General features: G+C 74.7%; 11 protein-coding genes. 3 read left to right on the top strand and 8 right to left on the bottom strand.

Going from position 1 to position 14,402, the window contains the following annotated elements; all coding sequences use genetic code 11:
- Positions 1-138 precede the first annotated feature (138 nt).
- From OCT49_RS24430 to OCT49_RS24415, 4 genes are all read right to left on the bottom strand, one after another.
- On the bottom strand, positions 139-3,591 hold the full coding sequence (locus OCT49_RS24430) for an SAV_2336 N-terminal domain-related protein (protein WP_283853968.1): 3,453 nt from the start codon (positions 3,589-3,591) through the stop codon (positions 139-141).
- Between the two features lie 163 nt (positions 3,592-3,754).
- Positions 3,755-4,786, bottom strand: a complete 1,032-nt coding sequence (locus tag OCT49_RS24425; protein ID WP_283853967.1) for an AAA family ATPase — start codon at positions 4,784-4,786, stop codon at positions 3,755-3,757.
- Positions 4,787-4,874: 88 nt separating this feature from the next.
- Positions 4,875-6,959 (bottom strand): VMAP-C domain-containing protein, encoded by a 2,085-nt coding sequence (locus OCT49_RS24420; RefSeq protein ID WP_283853966.1) that lies wholly within the window; start codon positions 6,957-6,959, stop codon positions 4,875-4,877.
- A 56-nt stretch (positions 6,960-7,015) separates the two neighbouring features.
- Entirely contained in the window at positions 7,016-7,747 is a 732-nt protein-coding gene (locus OCT49_RS24415) for a CU044_2847 family protein (RefSeq protein ID WP_283853965.1), read from the bottom strand.
- A 186-nt stretch (positions 7,748-7,933) separates the two neighbouring features.
- Between OCT49_RS24415 and OCT49_RS24410 the strand changes: the two genes are divergently transcribed.
- The 3 genes from OCT49_RS24410 (at position 7,934) to OCT49_RS24400 (ending at position 10,746) form a co-directional block, all read left to right on the top strand.
- Entirely contained in the window at positions 7,934-8,113 is a 180-nt protein-coding gene (locus tag OCT49_RS24410) for a DUF6104 family protein (RefSeq protein ID WP_003992906.1), read from the top strand.
- Between the two features lie 745 nt (positions 8,114-8,858).
- Positions 8,859-9,716, top strand: coding sequence for a DUF4097 family beta strand repeat-containing protein (locus tag OCT49_RS24405; RefSeq protein ID WP_283853964.1), 858 nt, complete (start codon positions 8,859-8,861; stop codon positions 9,714-9,716).
- Between the two features lies 1 nt (position 9,717).
- On the top strand, positions 9,718-10,746 hold the full coding sequence (locus tag OCT49_RS24400) for a PadR family transcriptional regulator (protein ID WP_283853963.1): 1,029 nt from the start codon (positions 9,718-9,720) through the stop codon (positions 10,744-10,746).
- Between the two features lie 87 nt (positions 10,747-10,833).
- Here OCT49_RS24400 and OCT49_RS24395 read toward each other — a convergent pair whose 3' ends face one another.
- The 4 genes from OCT49_RS24395 to OCT49_RS24380 all read right to left on the bottom strand — a co-directional run bounded on the left by OCT49_RS24395 (position 10,834) and on the right by OCT49_RS24380 (position 14,175).
- Positions 10,834-11,412, bottom strand: a complete 579-nt coding sequence (locus OCT49_RS24395; RefSeq protein ID WP_283853962.1) for a Clp protease N-terminal domain-containing protein — start codon at positions 11,410-11,412, stop codon at positions 10,834-10,836.
- Entirely contained in the window at positions 11,412-11,621 is a 210-nt protein-coding gene (locus OCT49_RS24390) for a sigma factor-like helix-turn-helix DNA-binding protein (RefSeq protein WP_014154112.1), read from the bottom strand. The genes OCT49_RS24395 and OCT49_RS24390 overlap by 1 nt, the downstream gene beginning before the upstream one ends.
- Positions 11,622-11,710: 89 nt before the next feature.
- A complete protein-coding gene (locus OCT49_RS24385) occupies positions 11,711-13,141 on the bottom strand; it encodes a cellulase family glycosylhydrolase (RefSeq protein ID WP_283853961.1) in 1,431 nt (476 codons plus the stop codon).
- A 68-nt stretch (positions 13,142-13,209) separates the two neighbouring features.
- On the bottom strand, positions 13,210-14,175 hold the full coding sequence (locus tag OCT49_RS24380; RefSeq protein ID WP_283853960.1) for a zinc-binding dehydrogenase: 966 nt from the start codon (positions 14,173-14,175) through the stop codon (positions 13,210-13,212).
- Between the last annotated feature and the right edge of the window lie 227 nt (positions 14,176-14,402).

The following is a 14,402-nucleotide window of genomic DNA, read 5'->3' as shown; positions in this document are numbered from 1 at the left end:
TGCCCCGCAGGGCCGGGGCTACGCCTTGCGGAACGTGCGGCCCGGCAGCACGCCGTTCGTACGCCGGTTCGCGGGTCTGCGTACGACGGCGTCCCCGCGCCGCACCACGGTCCCTCCGCCCCGCCGGCCCCCCGCCGCTCAGCGTTCCAGTTCCGCCAGCCGTTCGGCGGTCGATTCGCCCGCGGCGCCGCCCCCGTCCGGCAGTTTGCGCCACTCCCGCCGGGCGGCCCAGTACGCCGCGCGGGCCGCCCTGGGGCGTTCCGCCCGCTCGTACGTCACGCCCCGCCAGTGGTGGGCCGTGGCCTGCAACTCGACGGCCCGGCGCGCCTGTTGCGGTGCGTCCCGGTCCTCCTCCTCCGCCACGCCCGCCGCCTCCGCCGCGCCCCGGAACGCCTCGGCCGCGTCGTCGAGCCGTGCGGGGCGCCGCAGCACCCGGGAGGCGTCGAGGTGGGCGCGGCCCAGCTCCAGCCAGCAGCGCGCCTCGGTCAGCGGGTCGGCCGCCTCCTGGGCCGCGAGGCCGAAGAGGTGCTCGGCCTCCCTCAGGTCGACCCGGTCCTCGGTGGCCCGGTGCCGCAGCATCAGCGCCCTGCCCAGCATCAGCAGCCGCTCGGCCTGGTGCGCGCTGCCCGCCGCCGTCTCCGTGCGGCAGTCGCGCAGCACCCGGATCGCGGCGCCGACGTGCGGCCCGCCGTCGGGCAGCCGGGCCCGGCGCAGCAGGGTGCCGCCCCATTCGGCGAGCAGGTCGGCGTGGGCCTGCGAGTCGCGCGGGACGCCCCGGGCGGCCTGGGCGAACCGGTCGGCCGCCGCCACGAGTTCGTCCGGCTCGCCGGTGTGCTCGTACCGTGCGACGCGGACCCGTCCGGCCCTGATCCGCAGCGAGGCGCGCAGCCGCTGGTCGCGCACGGTCTCCAGGGCCTGCTCGATCAGGGTCGCGGCCTCGTCCGGCTCCTCGCCGGAGCCGAGCAGGGCGTCCACCAGGTCCAGCAGGATGCGCACCTCGGTGCCCATGGTGTACCGGCCGCCCTGCTCGAACGCGGTGCGCAGGGAGCGGGCCGCCTGTCCGGCGTAGACCCGGGACTGTTCGACGTCGGCGGTGGCGCCGGCCAGTTTCAGCAGGGTCCTGCCGTGGGCCAGGGGGAGGGAGGCGGGCCGGTTCTCCTGGTCGGGCCAGACGTCGGCGAACGCCTCCAGCATCCCGCACGCCGCCTGCAGCAGGGCGGTGTCGCCGTCGAGCCGCCACTGCGCCTCCAGGGCCCGGACCCGTTCCAGGGTGAGCCGGAGCGCCTCGGCGGGTTCCAGGCCGGGGGCCGCGCAGGCGGCCGTGTACTCGCGGTCGGCGCGCCGCAGCAGCTCCACGGCGCCGCGCCGGTCGCCCCGCAGCCGCCGGTCGTCGGCCGCGGCGTGCAGCACCTTGGCGAGCACGGCCCGTTCGCGTACGGAGCCGGGGTGCCCGGCGGCCCGTTCGGCGGCGTACTCGGCCTCGCGGAGCAGTTCCGCGTCGCCCTGGACCTCCCACAGGCGCAGGACGCAGCGGGAGTACTCCGCCCACAGCCCGGGTTCGGCGCCCTGCTCCCCCTCGCGTCCGGCGGCGCCGCGCAGCAGCTGCACGGCGTCGATCAGGTACTGCACCATGCTGTCCGACTCGAATTTCCGCAGGAGGCTCCGGGCGCTCTCCACCGCGGCGTTCGGGGTCCGGACGGCGCTCGTGGAGCCGCTCCGTCCGGTCCGCGCCACGAACTGTTCGGGCAGAGGCATGAAGCGTTCCAGCACGCGGACCGCCACCTCGGCGAAGGGGTGCGGGACCCGCGACGCGCCGCCCTCCCCGTTCTCGTCGCCCTCCTCGGCCTCCTCGTCGGGTGCGCCGTTTGCGGCGGCGCCCGTGGGACGGGCGTGCCGTGACGGTCCGTGTCTGCCCTCGCCGAGCTGGGCGAAGGCCAGGGCGGGGAAGTTCGGCCCGCCCTTCCCGAACCGCTGCTCGATGTACTCCGAGCAGTGCTTCAGCACGAGCAGCGCCTCGTCGCGCCCCAGCGGGCCGAGCAGCGCCTCCCGGACGCCGGGCGCGAACTCGAACCACTGCCCATCATCGCCGCCGCCGTCCTCGCCCCTGCTCCGGGTGAGCAGGCCGCTGAGCAGCACCTCGGCCAGTTCGGAGGGGCCGGAGTGGGGCAGCATCGTGCGTTGCACCAGTTGCATCACCGGCAGGTGCAGCGGCGCCGCCGCGAGGTAGACGGCCAGTTGTCCGGCGACCGGCGAGGCCGCCGACCGGAAGCGGCTGACCAGTTGGAGCGAGGACGGGCTGCCGCCGGAGCGCTGGGCCGCGGCGGCCGGCTGGTCGGCCCGCACCCAGCCGACCGCGCCGGAGATGTGTCCCGCGCCGCTGCCGGAGAGCAGCCTCGCCCAGGCCGCCAGCGCGGCCTCCACCGGCGGGAGCACGGGGACCGCGAGGGCGCCCGGGTGCACGGCTGGGCCGGTGCCCGGCTGTTCCACCACCTTCAGGACGGCGGCCCCGCCGGGTCCGTCGCCCCGGGACAGCGAACCGTGGGTGACCGGCAGCCTGGTCCGGTTCCACATCCGCTGCGGCAACGGCTGGAGCACGGCGGCGGGGGCCTGTCCTGCCAGGTGGTGCAGCAGCCGGTGGGCCCGTCCGCTGTGCCAGAGCGGGCCGGCGCAGTCGCTGACCAGGACGGTGACCCGGCGCCCGGTCGGATCGCTCAGCCGGTCCGCCGAGCTGAGCGGCGCGGCGGCCGGGTCGGGGCTGCGGCTCACCGCGGCCGCGCCGTCGGGCCCCTGGTGGAGATAGCGGACCTGGACGTCCCGGAAGGCGCCCAACTGGGCGAATATCTGCTGGAGTTCACTGAACATCCGGTCCCACACCAGCATCGAGGACGAGGCGTCCATGACGCACTGGAGGACCGCTTCGCGCCGGGACTCGCCCCGGAACACCGGCATGACCAGCCCGCCGGCCCGGGCGCTGCGTTCCGCGGTCGCCACCTCGTCGAGGGTGCGGCGCAGCGGCGGGGCGGCCGGGCGGTAGCGCTGCAAGGGGCGCATCGCGCGCTGGAGCCGCAGCGGCGCGGGGAGGACCGGCGCGGCGGGCACCCCGAAGGTGAGGGCCCGCGCACCGCCTCTTCCCGTGCCCGCTCCCGCTCTTCCCGTGCCCGCCCGGCCGGCTTCCGGCGGGGTGCCGGGCCGGGCGGCGGGGGCTCCGGTGCGCGGTACGGGGTGGAGGGTGATCCGCCGGTCGGCGTCCGCCCGGGCCTCCCGTGCCGGGGCCCCGTCGTCCGGTGCGTCCCCGGTCCCGTCGTCCGGCCCGGTGCCCGGGGGTTCCACGGCGCCGGGTCCGGGGCGTACGGACGGCCCGGCCGTCCCCTCCTGCGGCGGGCGAACGAGCGGAACGTCCCCCTCCGCGAGGTCGTCGACCAGTGGTGCGTCCGGATGCCGAGCCCATCGGGCCAGCCAGAAGGCGTCACGGAGCTGCTCGACGTCGGGGTCGAGCCCGGCCTCGCGCAGCCGCGCCACGAACGCGGGGTAGAGCCCGGCGTCGCCGGCGGGTACCGAAGCGCTCTCCGGCGCCGACGCGCCTTCCGGCACCCACCCGCCTTCCGGTGCCGGCATGCCTTCCGGCGCCGTGCCCTCCCCCGGTACCGACGCGCCTTCCGGCGCCTGCGCGCTCTCCGTGCCCGGTGGCGCGGCGTCGTCGGGGTGGTGCCCTCCGTCCGGCCCGTGTCGTGGCCCGGCGCCCGTCATCGGCTCATCACCTCGGCCGGTCGAGTCGCTGGATGAGCAGGTCCGCGAGCCGGTCGCGGCCCGCCGGGGCGGCGGCGTCGGTGAGGTAGATCGCGTTCAACAGCTGGTCGGTGGCGAGGAGTTCGCTGCGGGACCGCTCCAGGAAGTGGGCGATGAGGTCGTCCCCGGAGCGGGCCGCCTCGTCGCCCAGGTGGGCACGGACGAACGTGGCCAGGCGCTGGTGGTCGGGGCGGCCGAGTTCCAGGTGGATGCAGCGGCGCATCAGGGGTGCCGGGAAGTCCCGTTCGCCGTTGCTGGTGAGCACCACGAACGGGAAGGACGTGCACTGCACCCGGCCGCCGCGCACCTTCACCTTGTTGCCGTCGTCGTCGAGGACCTCCGCCTCCCCGTCGGGCAGCCGGTCGGCGATCCGCTCCAGCTCGGGGATGCCGAACTCGCCCTCCTCCAGCACGTTGAGCAGATCGTTGGGGAGGTCGATGTCGCTCTTGTCGAGCTCGTCGATCAGCAGCACCCGCGGCCGTTCGGAGGGCAGCAGCGCGGTGCCGAGCGGGCCGAGCCTGATGTAGCTGCCGACGTCACCGGCGACGTCGGCGCCGCCCGTGCCCGCCGCGGCGCCGTGCGCGGCGATCTGCACGTCCTGGAGCCGGGCGATCGCGTCGTAGTGGTACAGCCCGTCGAGCAGCGTCGTCCGGCTCACGATCGGCCAGCGCAGGACCCGGCCGAGCCCGAGCTCGTGGGCGACGGAGTGGGCCAGGGTGCTCTTGCCCGCGCCGGGGGTGCCGGTGACCAGCAGTGGGCGCCGCAGATAGAGCGCGGCATTGATCATTTCGAGCTCCTCGGCACCCGGCCGGTGGAGCTCCGCGACGTGCCGGTGGCCGCCGAGCCGGCGGTCGGCGGAGCCGTCCCCGTCCGCCTCGTCCGGGTCCGGCGCGCCACGGCTCGCGAAGTCCCGCCAGGGCGGCGGCGGAGGCAGCCGCTCGATGCCTTCGTGCGGTTCGCCGGCCCCTCGGTAGATGAGCCACTCGCTGGGTTCACTCATAACGTGTTCCTCGTCGTCACTCGTCCGCCAGGGCCGGCAGTCGAACGTGCTTCACGGTAGTCATCCGGCACACACGCCGTAAGGGGGTTCACGGCGCTTGCAGCAACTCACCGGCGTCGCACGCCGGTTGTTGCGGGTCGTCGAACATCAGCACCACCCCATGGGACCAATACGTCTCCGCCTGCCCCGCGAACACCCCTTTTCTCAGTTCATGGATCCTTCGCGGGAGCCGCTCGGCCGACCGGCTGCCGGCGACCGTGTCGCCGACACGGAGGTGGAACTCCGTGCAGACCGCGGCCGGTTCGGATCCGGGCCGCCGCCACAGGGCCACGCCGAAGCCGCTGTCGAGCACGCGCACGAACCCCGCGAGGCTCTGCGCGTCACCGGTTCCGCCGTACCGGCAGAGCACCGGGACGGTCTCGTAGCCCAGTTCGCGCAGTTCCGCCACCGCGGGTACGGATACCCGCAACGCGTCCGCGCAGTCGAGGACCGCGGCCCTCATCGGGCCGGTGCGGGTGCGGTTCCAGCGCGCCTCGCGTTCCCGGAACCCGTCGTCGGACAATTCGGGGCGCTCGTCCGAGCAGCGGACGACCACCGGCCGCTGGACCCCGAGCGGCCGTCCGTCCGGCGGCAGCCGCCACTCCTCGACCTCCAGGTCCAGCAGCGCGAGCGGCACCGAGACCTGGAGGACGGCGGGGCTGCCGGGTTCGTCGCACAGCCGGAACGCCTCGGTGAGGGGCGCGGCGAGCCTGCCCCGCAGGTCACCGACCGCCGTTCCCTGGCTGTCCTCGGTCATGGGCACGTCCTGGCCGGCGGGACCGGAGGGGGAGGCCACGATCCGCCAGTCGTAACTGTCCGGCTCCCAGGCGCGCGCCCGCAGGCTCAGCAGGACGAACGGCGCGGGCCCCGAGGGTCCGTCCGGTCTGTCGGCCGACGGCTCGGCCTCCCCCGGGTGTCCGTGTTCCCGGCCGGCCCCGGCAGGGTCGTACGAGGCCGGGCCGTGCCGGGCCGGATCGTCCTGGGCGGGGTCGTACCGTTCCCGGTGCCGGAGCTTGGTCATCTCCAGGCGGAACGGCGGGCCGAGCCGGTTCTTCGCCGTCTCCTTCACCCAGTCCCACAGGGCTTCCTCGGCGAGCTTGGTGGAGGGCACCGCGTAGGGGCGCTCGGCGGCGATGACGCCCATGCAGTAGCGCAGGACGAGCTTCAGCGCCTCGTCGCCCTCGCGCGCGTCGTAGAGGACGCCCAGCCCGTCGCGCCAGCCGCGCGGGGCGGGGACGCCGACGGGCCGGTACACGTGGCCCAGGCCGCCGAGGATGTCGAGGAGGTTGCGGGTGCTGACCGGCGGCGGGAGTTTGGCGAGCCGGCCGAGCAGGTCGACGCGCTGCTGCGGGGTGAGGGCGGGGCCCGCCGTGGTGCCCAGGTCCCGTTGGACGTCCGCCCAGGTCTCCTCGCCGTAGACGGGGTTGTCGTGCCGGTCGGCGTGGTAGCGGTCGTGGGCGTGGAACACGGCCTGGTACGGGTCGTCGGACTCGGCGGTCGCCGCCGCCTCCGGCACGGGGAGCGTGCGCAGTCGCTCGATGCCGATGACCGTGCCACCGGTGGCGTCGTCGGAGCGCGACTTGAGGACGCCGACGACCTCGCCGCGGGCCAGGTCCACGAGGGGGCCGCCGGACATCCCCGGGTACAGCTGGCTCGCCTCGATCAGCATCTGCTCGTCGCCGTCGGACCAGTCGTCGATGGAGCCCACCACCCGGCACTCCCGGCCGAGCCGCTTGAGCGCCCCGGCCCCGCCCTCCGCCCAGCCCGCGAAGTAGTACACGCCGCGGTTCAGTCCTGCGGAACGCTCGCTGAGGTACACGCAGGGGTGGTCCACGGGACGCAGCAGCTGGATCAGCGCGAGATCGGGGGCCGGCCATCCGCCGGTGGCGGGCCGCTCCTCGGGCAGGGCGGCCACGACGGTGCCTCCGACGGTGACGGCCTCGCCGCCGCGGGCCGTCCTGTAGACCACGTCCACCTGGCGCCCCCTCCCCTCCGACGCCACGTGCGCGCACGTGAGGACCCAGCTCGGGGCGATGAAGAAGCCGCTCCCCAGGAAGTCGCCCCCGGATTCCCCAGGGGCATACCCGGGCTCCGGACGATGGATGCGCACCGTCGCGTCCTTCACGAGGCTCATCAGAGCGGACTCCCCGCCGTTCGGACCGGGCCACGCGCCCCCGCCCGGCGGCCGCGTCACGATCCGCTTCCGTCCTCCGGCCCGGTGCCGCTCGCGTGCGCCGGTGCGCCGGTGGATGCCCCGGCGGACGGATCGTCACCGTCCGGTTCACCGGCGTCCGGATCACCGGACGCCGACGCGGGTACGGGGACGGGCGCGGGCGCGGGTTCCGGTGCCGGTGCCGGGGGGCCGATCAAGGGCGGTGTCGAGGGCACGGGCGGCGGGACGACGGCCGCGGGGCCGGACGGTACGGGCGGGGCGGCAAGCTGCCCGGTCGTCTGCGCCGGGACCTGCGCGGGGGGCGACGGATCGACGGGCGGGCCGCCGCCGTTCCAGGTCAGGGTGACCTTGATCGACCCCTTGGCCTCGCCGTCCGCGAGGAGCCCGACGACCTTGCCCGCCTTCGCGGTGAGCTCGATGCCGAACTCGACGCTGACCTCGTCGGCCCGTACGGACCGCAGCGGCTCGGCGAGCGAACGCGCGACGCTGGTCACGACGCCGTGCAGACTCTCGACCCGGGCCTGCACCCGGTCCGCCATCCGGTCCGGCCCCCGATCGGCCCGGATGTCGGTGAAGGACGGCCCCGACCCGGGGTGTGCCCCGACGTCCGTGAACGACGGCCCCGTCGACGCCACCGGCTCCGCCGGTCCGGCAGGCTCCTCCAACTCCTCCGCACCGGAGATCCGCGCCCAGACCTCCGTGCCGTCGGGCATCTCGATGCGCGTGATACGGGCCTCGCTGTCGCCCATGAAAAACCCCCGTTCCCCAACTACCCGCAGGCTAACGGCAGTACGCACCCGAAGCGAGGGACACGAGGAAGTGCGCGGGCCGGAACGCGGGGGCGGTGCGGGCGGCCTTCGGCCCGGGTCCGAGCAGGCTCCGGACCGGGTCCGGGCCGGGGCCGCGGGGCCGTCACCAGGCATTAGGCTTGGCGCATGTACTTCACCGACCGTGGTATCGAGGAGCTGGAGAAGCGGCGAGGCGAGGAGGAGGTCACCTTCGAGTGGCTCGCCGAGCAGCTGCGCACGTTCGTCGACCTCAACCCCGACTTCGAGGTGCCGGTCGAGCGCCTCGCGACCTGGCTGGCCCGGCTCGACGACGAGGACGACGAGTAACCCCTCGTACAGCCCCTCGTAACAACCGTCCCCACCCGGGCCCCACCCGCCCGGGACGCCCCCGGGTTCTCACGCGTCCGGCCGTCGCGGCCGGCCCTTCCCGCCGCCCGCTCCCGCCTCCCCCGCCCCTCCCCTTCCCCGGACCCCTCGCGTCCGCCGCGGGCGGCGAGGAGGCCGAGCGCTCCGTGCACCAGCAGCGCCCCCGCGAAGGCCCGACCGCCCTCGCGCGGGCCCGGTCGGACGATCGGCTCCGCTCCGGGGCACCCCGGCCGCCGCGTACAGCCGGTCGCCGGCCGTGACCGACCGGGCGGCGGAAACCCGACGCGAGCAGCCGGCCGGCCCCTCGCCGTCCCACCACAGGGCGAGCACCGGCCACGCCGAACCGACCGCGAGCGCGACGGCCCGCCCGGCCGTGCCCCGGCCCACCGGCTCCGCACCGCCCCCGTGCCCGGCCCCGCGTCCGGCTCCGCGTCCGGCCCCGCGTCCGGCTCCGCGTCCGGCCCCGCGTCCGGCTCCGCGTCCGGCCCCGCGTCCGGCTCCGCGTCCGGCCCCGCGTCCGTCCGCACTGTCACAGGCCCCAGCCGCCGCCTCCCCACCCGCGCCCGCCTCCCCACCCGCGCCCGCACTCGCACCCGCGCTCGCACCGGAATCGCGACACGTCTTGACTTCCCCGGACCGCGATATATCGTCTCCAACAAGAGACGCGATATGTTGCGTCATTCCGTGTTCCTTGGAGGTCAGATCCATGCCTGTGTCGTCATGGGCCATCGCCGAGCCCCGGAAACTGACCTTCGACGACCCCGTGACGTCGCTCAACGTGCGCATCGTCGGGGGCACCGTCAACGTCGTCGGCACCGACGACCCGACCGCCCGGCTGGAGATCTCCGACGTCGAGGGCCCGCCGCTGACCGTGACCCGGGAGGGCGGCACGCTCACGGTCGCGTACGAGGACCTGCCCTGGCACAACTTCCTCAAGTGGCTCGACCCCAAGGGCCGGCGCCGCAGCGCGGTCGTCTCGCTCGCCGTACCGGCCGGCTCGGCGGTGGAGGTCGGGGTGGTCGGCGCCGGGGCCGTCGTGTCCGGGCTCCGCGGACGCGCGGAGGTGCGGAGCATCACCGGCGACACCACGCTCGTCGGGCTCACGGGCCCGGTCCGGGCCGAGACCGTGTCCGGGAACGTGGAGGCCCAGGCGGTCACCGGCGAGCTGCGCTTCCACTCGGTCTCGGGCGACCTGACGGTCGTCGAGGGCGCGGGCACCTCGGTACGGGCGGACTCGGTCAGCGGCGACATGGTGCTGGACCTGGACCCGGGCGGGGACCCCACGGACATCCGGCTGACCACCGTCTCCGGCGGGGTGGCCATCCGGCTGCCGCACCCGGCGGACGCGACGGTCGAGGCCAACACCGCGAGCGGTACCGTCTCCAACGGCTTCGAGGACCTGCGGGTCAGCGGCCAGTGGGGCACGAAGAAGATCACCGGCACGCTGGGCGCCGGTACCGGCAAACTGCGGGCCACGACCCTCTCGGGATCGATCGCCCTGCTGCGCCGCCCGCCGAGCGAGGACGACCCGTACGCCGCCGAGCCGACCGGAAAGGTGCTCTGACATGCCCCCCGTATTCGCCCACGGCCGTCTCCGCCTCTATCTGCTGAAGCTCCTCGACGAGGCCCCCCGGCACGGCTACGAGGTGATCCGGCTGCTGGAGGAACGTTTCCAGGGGCTGTACGCCCCCTCGGCGGGCACGGTCTACCCGCGCCTCGCCAAGCTGGAGGCCGAGGGCCTCGTCACCCATGCCACCGAGGGCGGGCGCAAGGTCTACTCGATCACCGACGCGGGCCGCGCCGAACTGGCCGACCGCACCGGCGAACTGGCCGATCTGGAGCTGGAGATCCGGGACTCGGTCTCCGAACTGGCCGCCGAGATACGGGACGACGTGCGCGGCGCCGCCGGCAAGCTGCGCAGCGAGATGCGGGCCGCCGCGCGCGAGACCAGGCACACCGGCTCCGGAACCGGCACCGGGGGCGACCGGGAGTCCCCCTTCGGAAACTTCGGGAACTTCGGCGACCTCGGCGGCCTCGGGGACTTCGGCGACCTCGGCGACAAGGAGGCGTGGCGGGTCGCGAAGGAGGAGCTGCGCAAGGCCAAGCAGGAGTGGAAGGAGCAGGCCCGCCGGGCGAAGGACGAGTCCCGCCGCGCCCGGGAGGACGCCCAGAAGGCCCGGCGCCAGGCCAAGGAGGCCCAGGAGCGGGCGCGCGAGCAGATGCAGAACGCCGCCCGCCAGGTGCAGGAGCACTTCGCCCGGGGCGACTGGCCCTCGGGCGTACGGGAGGGGCTGGCCGAGATCACCGGTCAGCTGGGCGGCTTCGCCAGGACGGGCACGTGGCCCCCGTACATCAAGCCGGAGCCCGCCGACGCCGACCCCGACTGGGGCCGGGACACCGCCCGGACCGGCGACCCGGCCCGCGACCTGGACCGCCTGCTCGACCGGTTCCGCGACGACATCCGTGATGCCGCCAGGGACCGGGGGGTCACGGCGGAACAGGTGGCCGAGGCCCGTCGTCACCTGTCGACGGCGGCGGCGCACATCGACGCGCTGCTGCGGAAGGACCACGAAGGCGACGAGAGCGACGGGTAACGACGGCCACAGCAAGGGCGACGCCGAGAAGCACTGACCGGCGGGCGGGGCGGGAGGGGTGTACGCCCTCCCCGCCCCGCCCGCGGTTCAGCCCGCCTTCCTCCAGGTGCCCGTGCCGCCGTCCGTGCCCCCGGCGCCGTACAGCGCGCGGTCCACCGTCTCGTACGTCGCGCCGTGCGCGGCCAGCACGTCGGCGGCCACGCCGGGGCAGGCGGTCAGGGCCAGCAGGATGTGTTCGTCGCCGATGGAACGGTCCTTGCGTCCCGTCGCGATCCGCAGCGACCTCGCCAGGACGTCCTTCGCCCCGCGGGTGAACGGGCGGCGCCCGGTGCCGCGCCTCCTGCCCCGGTCCAATGCCCCCTCCCCATGGGCCTCCTCGACGCGGGCGACGACCTCGGTCACGTCGATGCCGAGTCCGGCGAGCGCTTCCGTGTCGGCCCGGGTCAGCCCGCCGCGCCGGCGCGCCTCGGCCAGATCGGCCTCGACGGAGGCGCGGCGGTCGGTCAGGCCGAGCGCGGCGAGGGCGAAGCCGGCCCGGCCGTCCTGCCGGTCCAGCAGGGCGAGCAGCAGGTGTTCCTCGGTGATCGATTCGGCGCGGGTCCGTTCGGCGTGGGCCACGGCGCCGGTCACGGTCTCCCGGGCGCCCCGGGTGAAGCGTTCGAACATCAATGCCTCCCGTACTTCTTGTGCACGGCCTGTCGGCTGACGCCCAGTTCGGCCGCGATCTCCTGCCACGACCAGCCCTGCACCCGGGCGCTCCTGACTTGTACGGCTTCCAGTTGTTCCAGCAGTCGGCGCAGCGCGGCGACCGCCCGCAGCCCCACCCGGGGGTCGCGGTCGCCTGCGCGCGCGGCGAGATCCGTCGCTTCGGTCATGCTGTCAATCTAGGTTGACACTCCCCTCATGTCAACCGTAGTTGACAGGAGGGGAGTGCGCCGGACGAGGAAGGCCGACAGGGGCGTGCTCAGCGCTCCGTGCGGCCGGGGGCCGTCCCGGTCGCCGTGACCGTGATGCGCTCCCCCGCACGGGCCCGGACCCGCACCTCGTCGCCGTGCCTGCGGACCTCGGCGCGCCCGCGCACGGAGATCCGCCACCTCCCCGCCTCCGCCGGCAGCGAGATCTCGGTGACGCCCCGGCGGCCCGCCGTGTAGACGAGCCGGTAGGTGCGGCCGGTGTCGTCGTACGTGTCGGAGTGGACGGTTCCGGCGACGGCGGGCGCGTACGGGGTGACGGTCCGTTCCTTGTTGGCCGCAAAGGCGCCGCTCTCGTCCAGGGCGCAGTAGCCCCCGCCGTAGCACCACACGTAGCCCGCCCAGCCCGAGGTGTAGCGGCTCAGGGAGGCCATCGCGTCCCGGTAGAAACGGCCCATCATCGGCAGCCTGTTGTTCAGCGGGCCCCACTCCCCGACGACGATCGGGACGCGCCGCTGTCGTGGGTAGGCGGTGACGGCCGCCTCGTACGACTCGATCCAGCCGGCCGACGGGTCGTAGTCGGCGCCCGCCTCCATCGCGGTGTTGTAGAAGTGCGGGGCGTAGACGGTCCGGTGGTCCCTGATCGCGCCCAGGCCGGTGGGCACGCCCTCGCCGACGATGGGGGTGGGTTCGACGAACAGCCAGTTGGTGCGGTCGACCGAACGGACCGCGCGGGCCAGCCGGTTGTACATCGGGGTGAGCTGCCGGGCCTCGATGCGGCGGGCGGCCGTCGGCAGGTCCTCGCCCTCGCGCAGCTCCCCCATCGGCTCGTTGATCAGGTCGTAGCCGAGCACGGCGGGGTGGTTGCGGAACCGTTCGGCGACGACCTGCCACATCCGGGCCTGGGCGCGCTGGAGGTCGGGGTCCTCGTAGAGGTGGGTGAAGGCGCGCTGGACGGCGGGTTCGAAGTACTCCGAGAACCAGTCGTCGGGGTTCGGTGTGAAGGGCAGCCCGTCGGTGCGGGTCGCCCAGGCGGGGATGCCGCGGTGGCCGAACGCCGGGCCGAACACGTCCTGGTGGGCGTCGAGCAGCACCTGGATGTCGTACTTCCGCGCCCAGTCCAGGATCCGGTCGATCCGGCGCAGGTACTCGGCGCTGTAGTGGCCCCGGCGCGGCTCCAGGTCGTCCCAGAAGAAGAGCAGCCGGGCGAAGTTGAAGCCCTTGGCCCGCAGGTCGCGGAAGTGTTTCTCGGTGATGGCGGTGAGTGCCCGGTCACCGCTGTTCGCCTTGTCCTCGACGTTCCAGCCGCGCAGGGTGAGCGTGCGCCCGGCGTCGTCGGTGAGGCGGGGGATGCCGGCCCGTTCGGAGGCCGGGGCCGGGGCCGATGCCGGTTTCGGTGGTGCGGGACGTGCGTCGGCGGCGGGGGCGAGTGCCCCCGCCGCGAGCACGAACGACGTGACGATCGAGGTGAGTACGCTGCCCATTCGCAGCCGCATCCGTATCCGCGTCCGTATTCGCATGGCGCAGATCAGAGCAGCTCACCCCGGACACCTCAAGAGCAGGTGAGCACGATTTTTCCGAACTGGTCGCCCGATTCCAGCCGTTCGAAGCCCTCGCGGGCTCGGTCCAGCGGCAGCACCTCGTCGATGACGGGCCGCACCCCGGTCGTCGCGCAGAACGCCAGCAGGTCCTCCAGCTCGTCCTTGGAGCCCATGGTCGAGCCGACGATCTTCAGCTCCAGGAAGAAGATCCGGGTCAGCTCGGCGTGCGAGGGCCGGTCGCCGCTGGTCGCACCGGAGATGACGATCGTGCCGCCGGGGCGCAGCGACTTCACCGAGTGGGACCAGGTGGCGGCCCCGACCGTCTCGATGACCGCGTCCACGCGCTGCGGCAGTCGCGCGCCCGGTTCGAACGCCTCGGTCGCGCCGAGCTCGACGGCGCGCCGGCGCCTGGCCTCGTCGCGGCTGGTGGCGTAGACCCGCAGTCCGGCCGCCCGGCCGAGCACGATCGCCGCCGTGGCGACGCCGCCGCCGGCCCCCTGGACGAGGACCGAGTCGCCGGGGCGCACCCCCGCGTTGGTGAAGAGCATCCGGTACGCGGTGAGCCAGGCGGTCGGCAGGCAGGCGGCCTGCTCGAAGGTGAGCTCCTTCGGCTTGGGCAGCACGTTCCAGCTGGGGACGGTGACCCGCTCCGCGAAGGTGCCCTGGTAGCGCTCGGTGAGGATGGAGCGGGGCTCCCCCGGTCCGACGCCGTGGCCGCTCTGGCCGATGACGGAGTGCAGGACGACCTCGTTGCCGTTCTCGTCGACCCCGGCGGCGTCGCAGCCGAGGATCATCGGCAGCTTGTCCTCCGCGAGGCCGACGCCGCGCAGGGACCAGAGGTCGTGGTGGTTGAGGGAGGCGGCCCGTACGTCGACGGTGGTCCAGCCGGGCCGCGCCTCGGGGGCGGGGCGTTCACCCAGCTCGAGGCCGTTGAGGGGGTGGTCGCGGTCGATGCGGGATGCGTAGGCGGCGAACATGGCCCCGACGATAGGCCGGGGCGCGGGCCGGCGTAACCGGCCACGGGTGTGACGCGCACCGCGCACCCTCCCCGCGCAGGCATGCCGCCGCCGTACCGACGAGTGCGAGTACGGGCACGGGCGCGACCCCGGGCACAAGTGCCGCCCCGGGCGCGGGCACGGAAAAGGGCGGGGTGCGGAACGGGTCCGCCGCGGGCGGACTCTTCCGCCCGCGGCCACACTCCTCG

It is taken from the genome of Streptomyces sp. ML-6, assembly GCF_030116705.1.
Classification (GTDB): Bacteria; Actinomycetota; Actinomycetes; order Streptomycetales; family Streptomycetaceae; genus Streptomyces.
This window is presented reverse-complemented; position numbering and strand designations above follow the sequence as displayed.

Bases quoted from the DNA above. Each gene is read 5' to 3' on its own strand.
- OCT49_RS24425 (WP_283853967.1), bottom strand. From the start codon at position 4,786: ATGAGTGAACCCAGCGAGTGGCTCATCTACCGAGGGGCCGGCGAACCG.
- OCT49_RS24420 (WP_283853966.1), bottom strand. From the start codon at position 6,959: ATGAGCCTCGTGAAGGACGCGACGGTGCGCATCCATCGTCCGGAGCCC.
- OCT49_RS24415 (WP_283853965.1), bottom strand. From the start codon at position 7,747: ATGGGCGACAGCGAGGCCCGTATCACGCGCATCGAGATGCCCGACGGC.
- OCT49_RS24410 (WP_003992906.1), top strand. From the start codon at position 7,934: ATGTACTTCACCGACCGTGGTATCGAGGAGCTGGAGAAGCGGCGAGGC.
- OCT49_RS24405 (WP_283853964.1), top strand. From the start codon at position 8,859: ATGCCTGTGTCGTCATGGGCCATCGCCGAGCCCCGGAAACTGACCTTC.
- OCT49_RS24400 (WP_283853963.1), top strand. From the start codon at position 9,718: ATGCCCCCCGTATTCGCCCACGGCCGTCTCCGCCTCTATCTGCTGAAG.
- OCT49_RS24395 (WP_283853962.1), bottom strand. From the start codon at position 11,412: ATGTTCGAACGCTTCACCCGGGGCGCCCGGGAGACCGTGACCGGCGCC.
- OCT49_RS24390 (WP_014154112.1), bottom strand. From the start codon at position 11,621: ATGACCGAAGCGACGGATCTCGCCGCGCGCGCAGGCGACCGCGACCCC.
- OCT49_RS24385 (WP_283853961.1), bottom strand. From the start codon at position 13,141: ATGGGCAGCGTACTCACCTCGATCGTCACGTCGTTCGTGCTCGCGGCG.
- OCT49_RS24380 (WP_283853960.1), bottom strand. From the start codon at position 14,175: ATGTTCGCCGCCTACGCATCCCGCATCGACCGCGACCACCCCCTCAAC.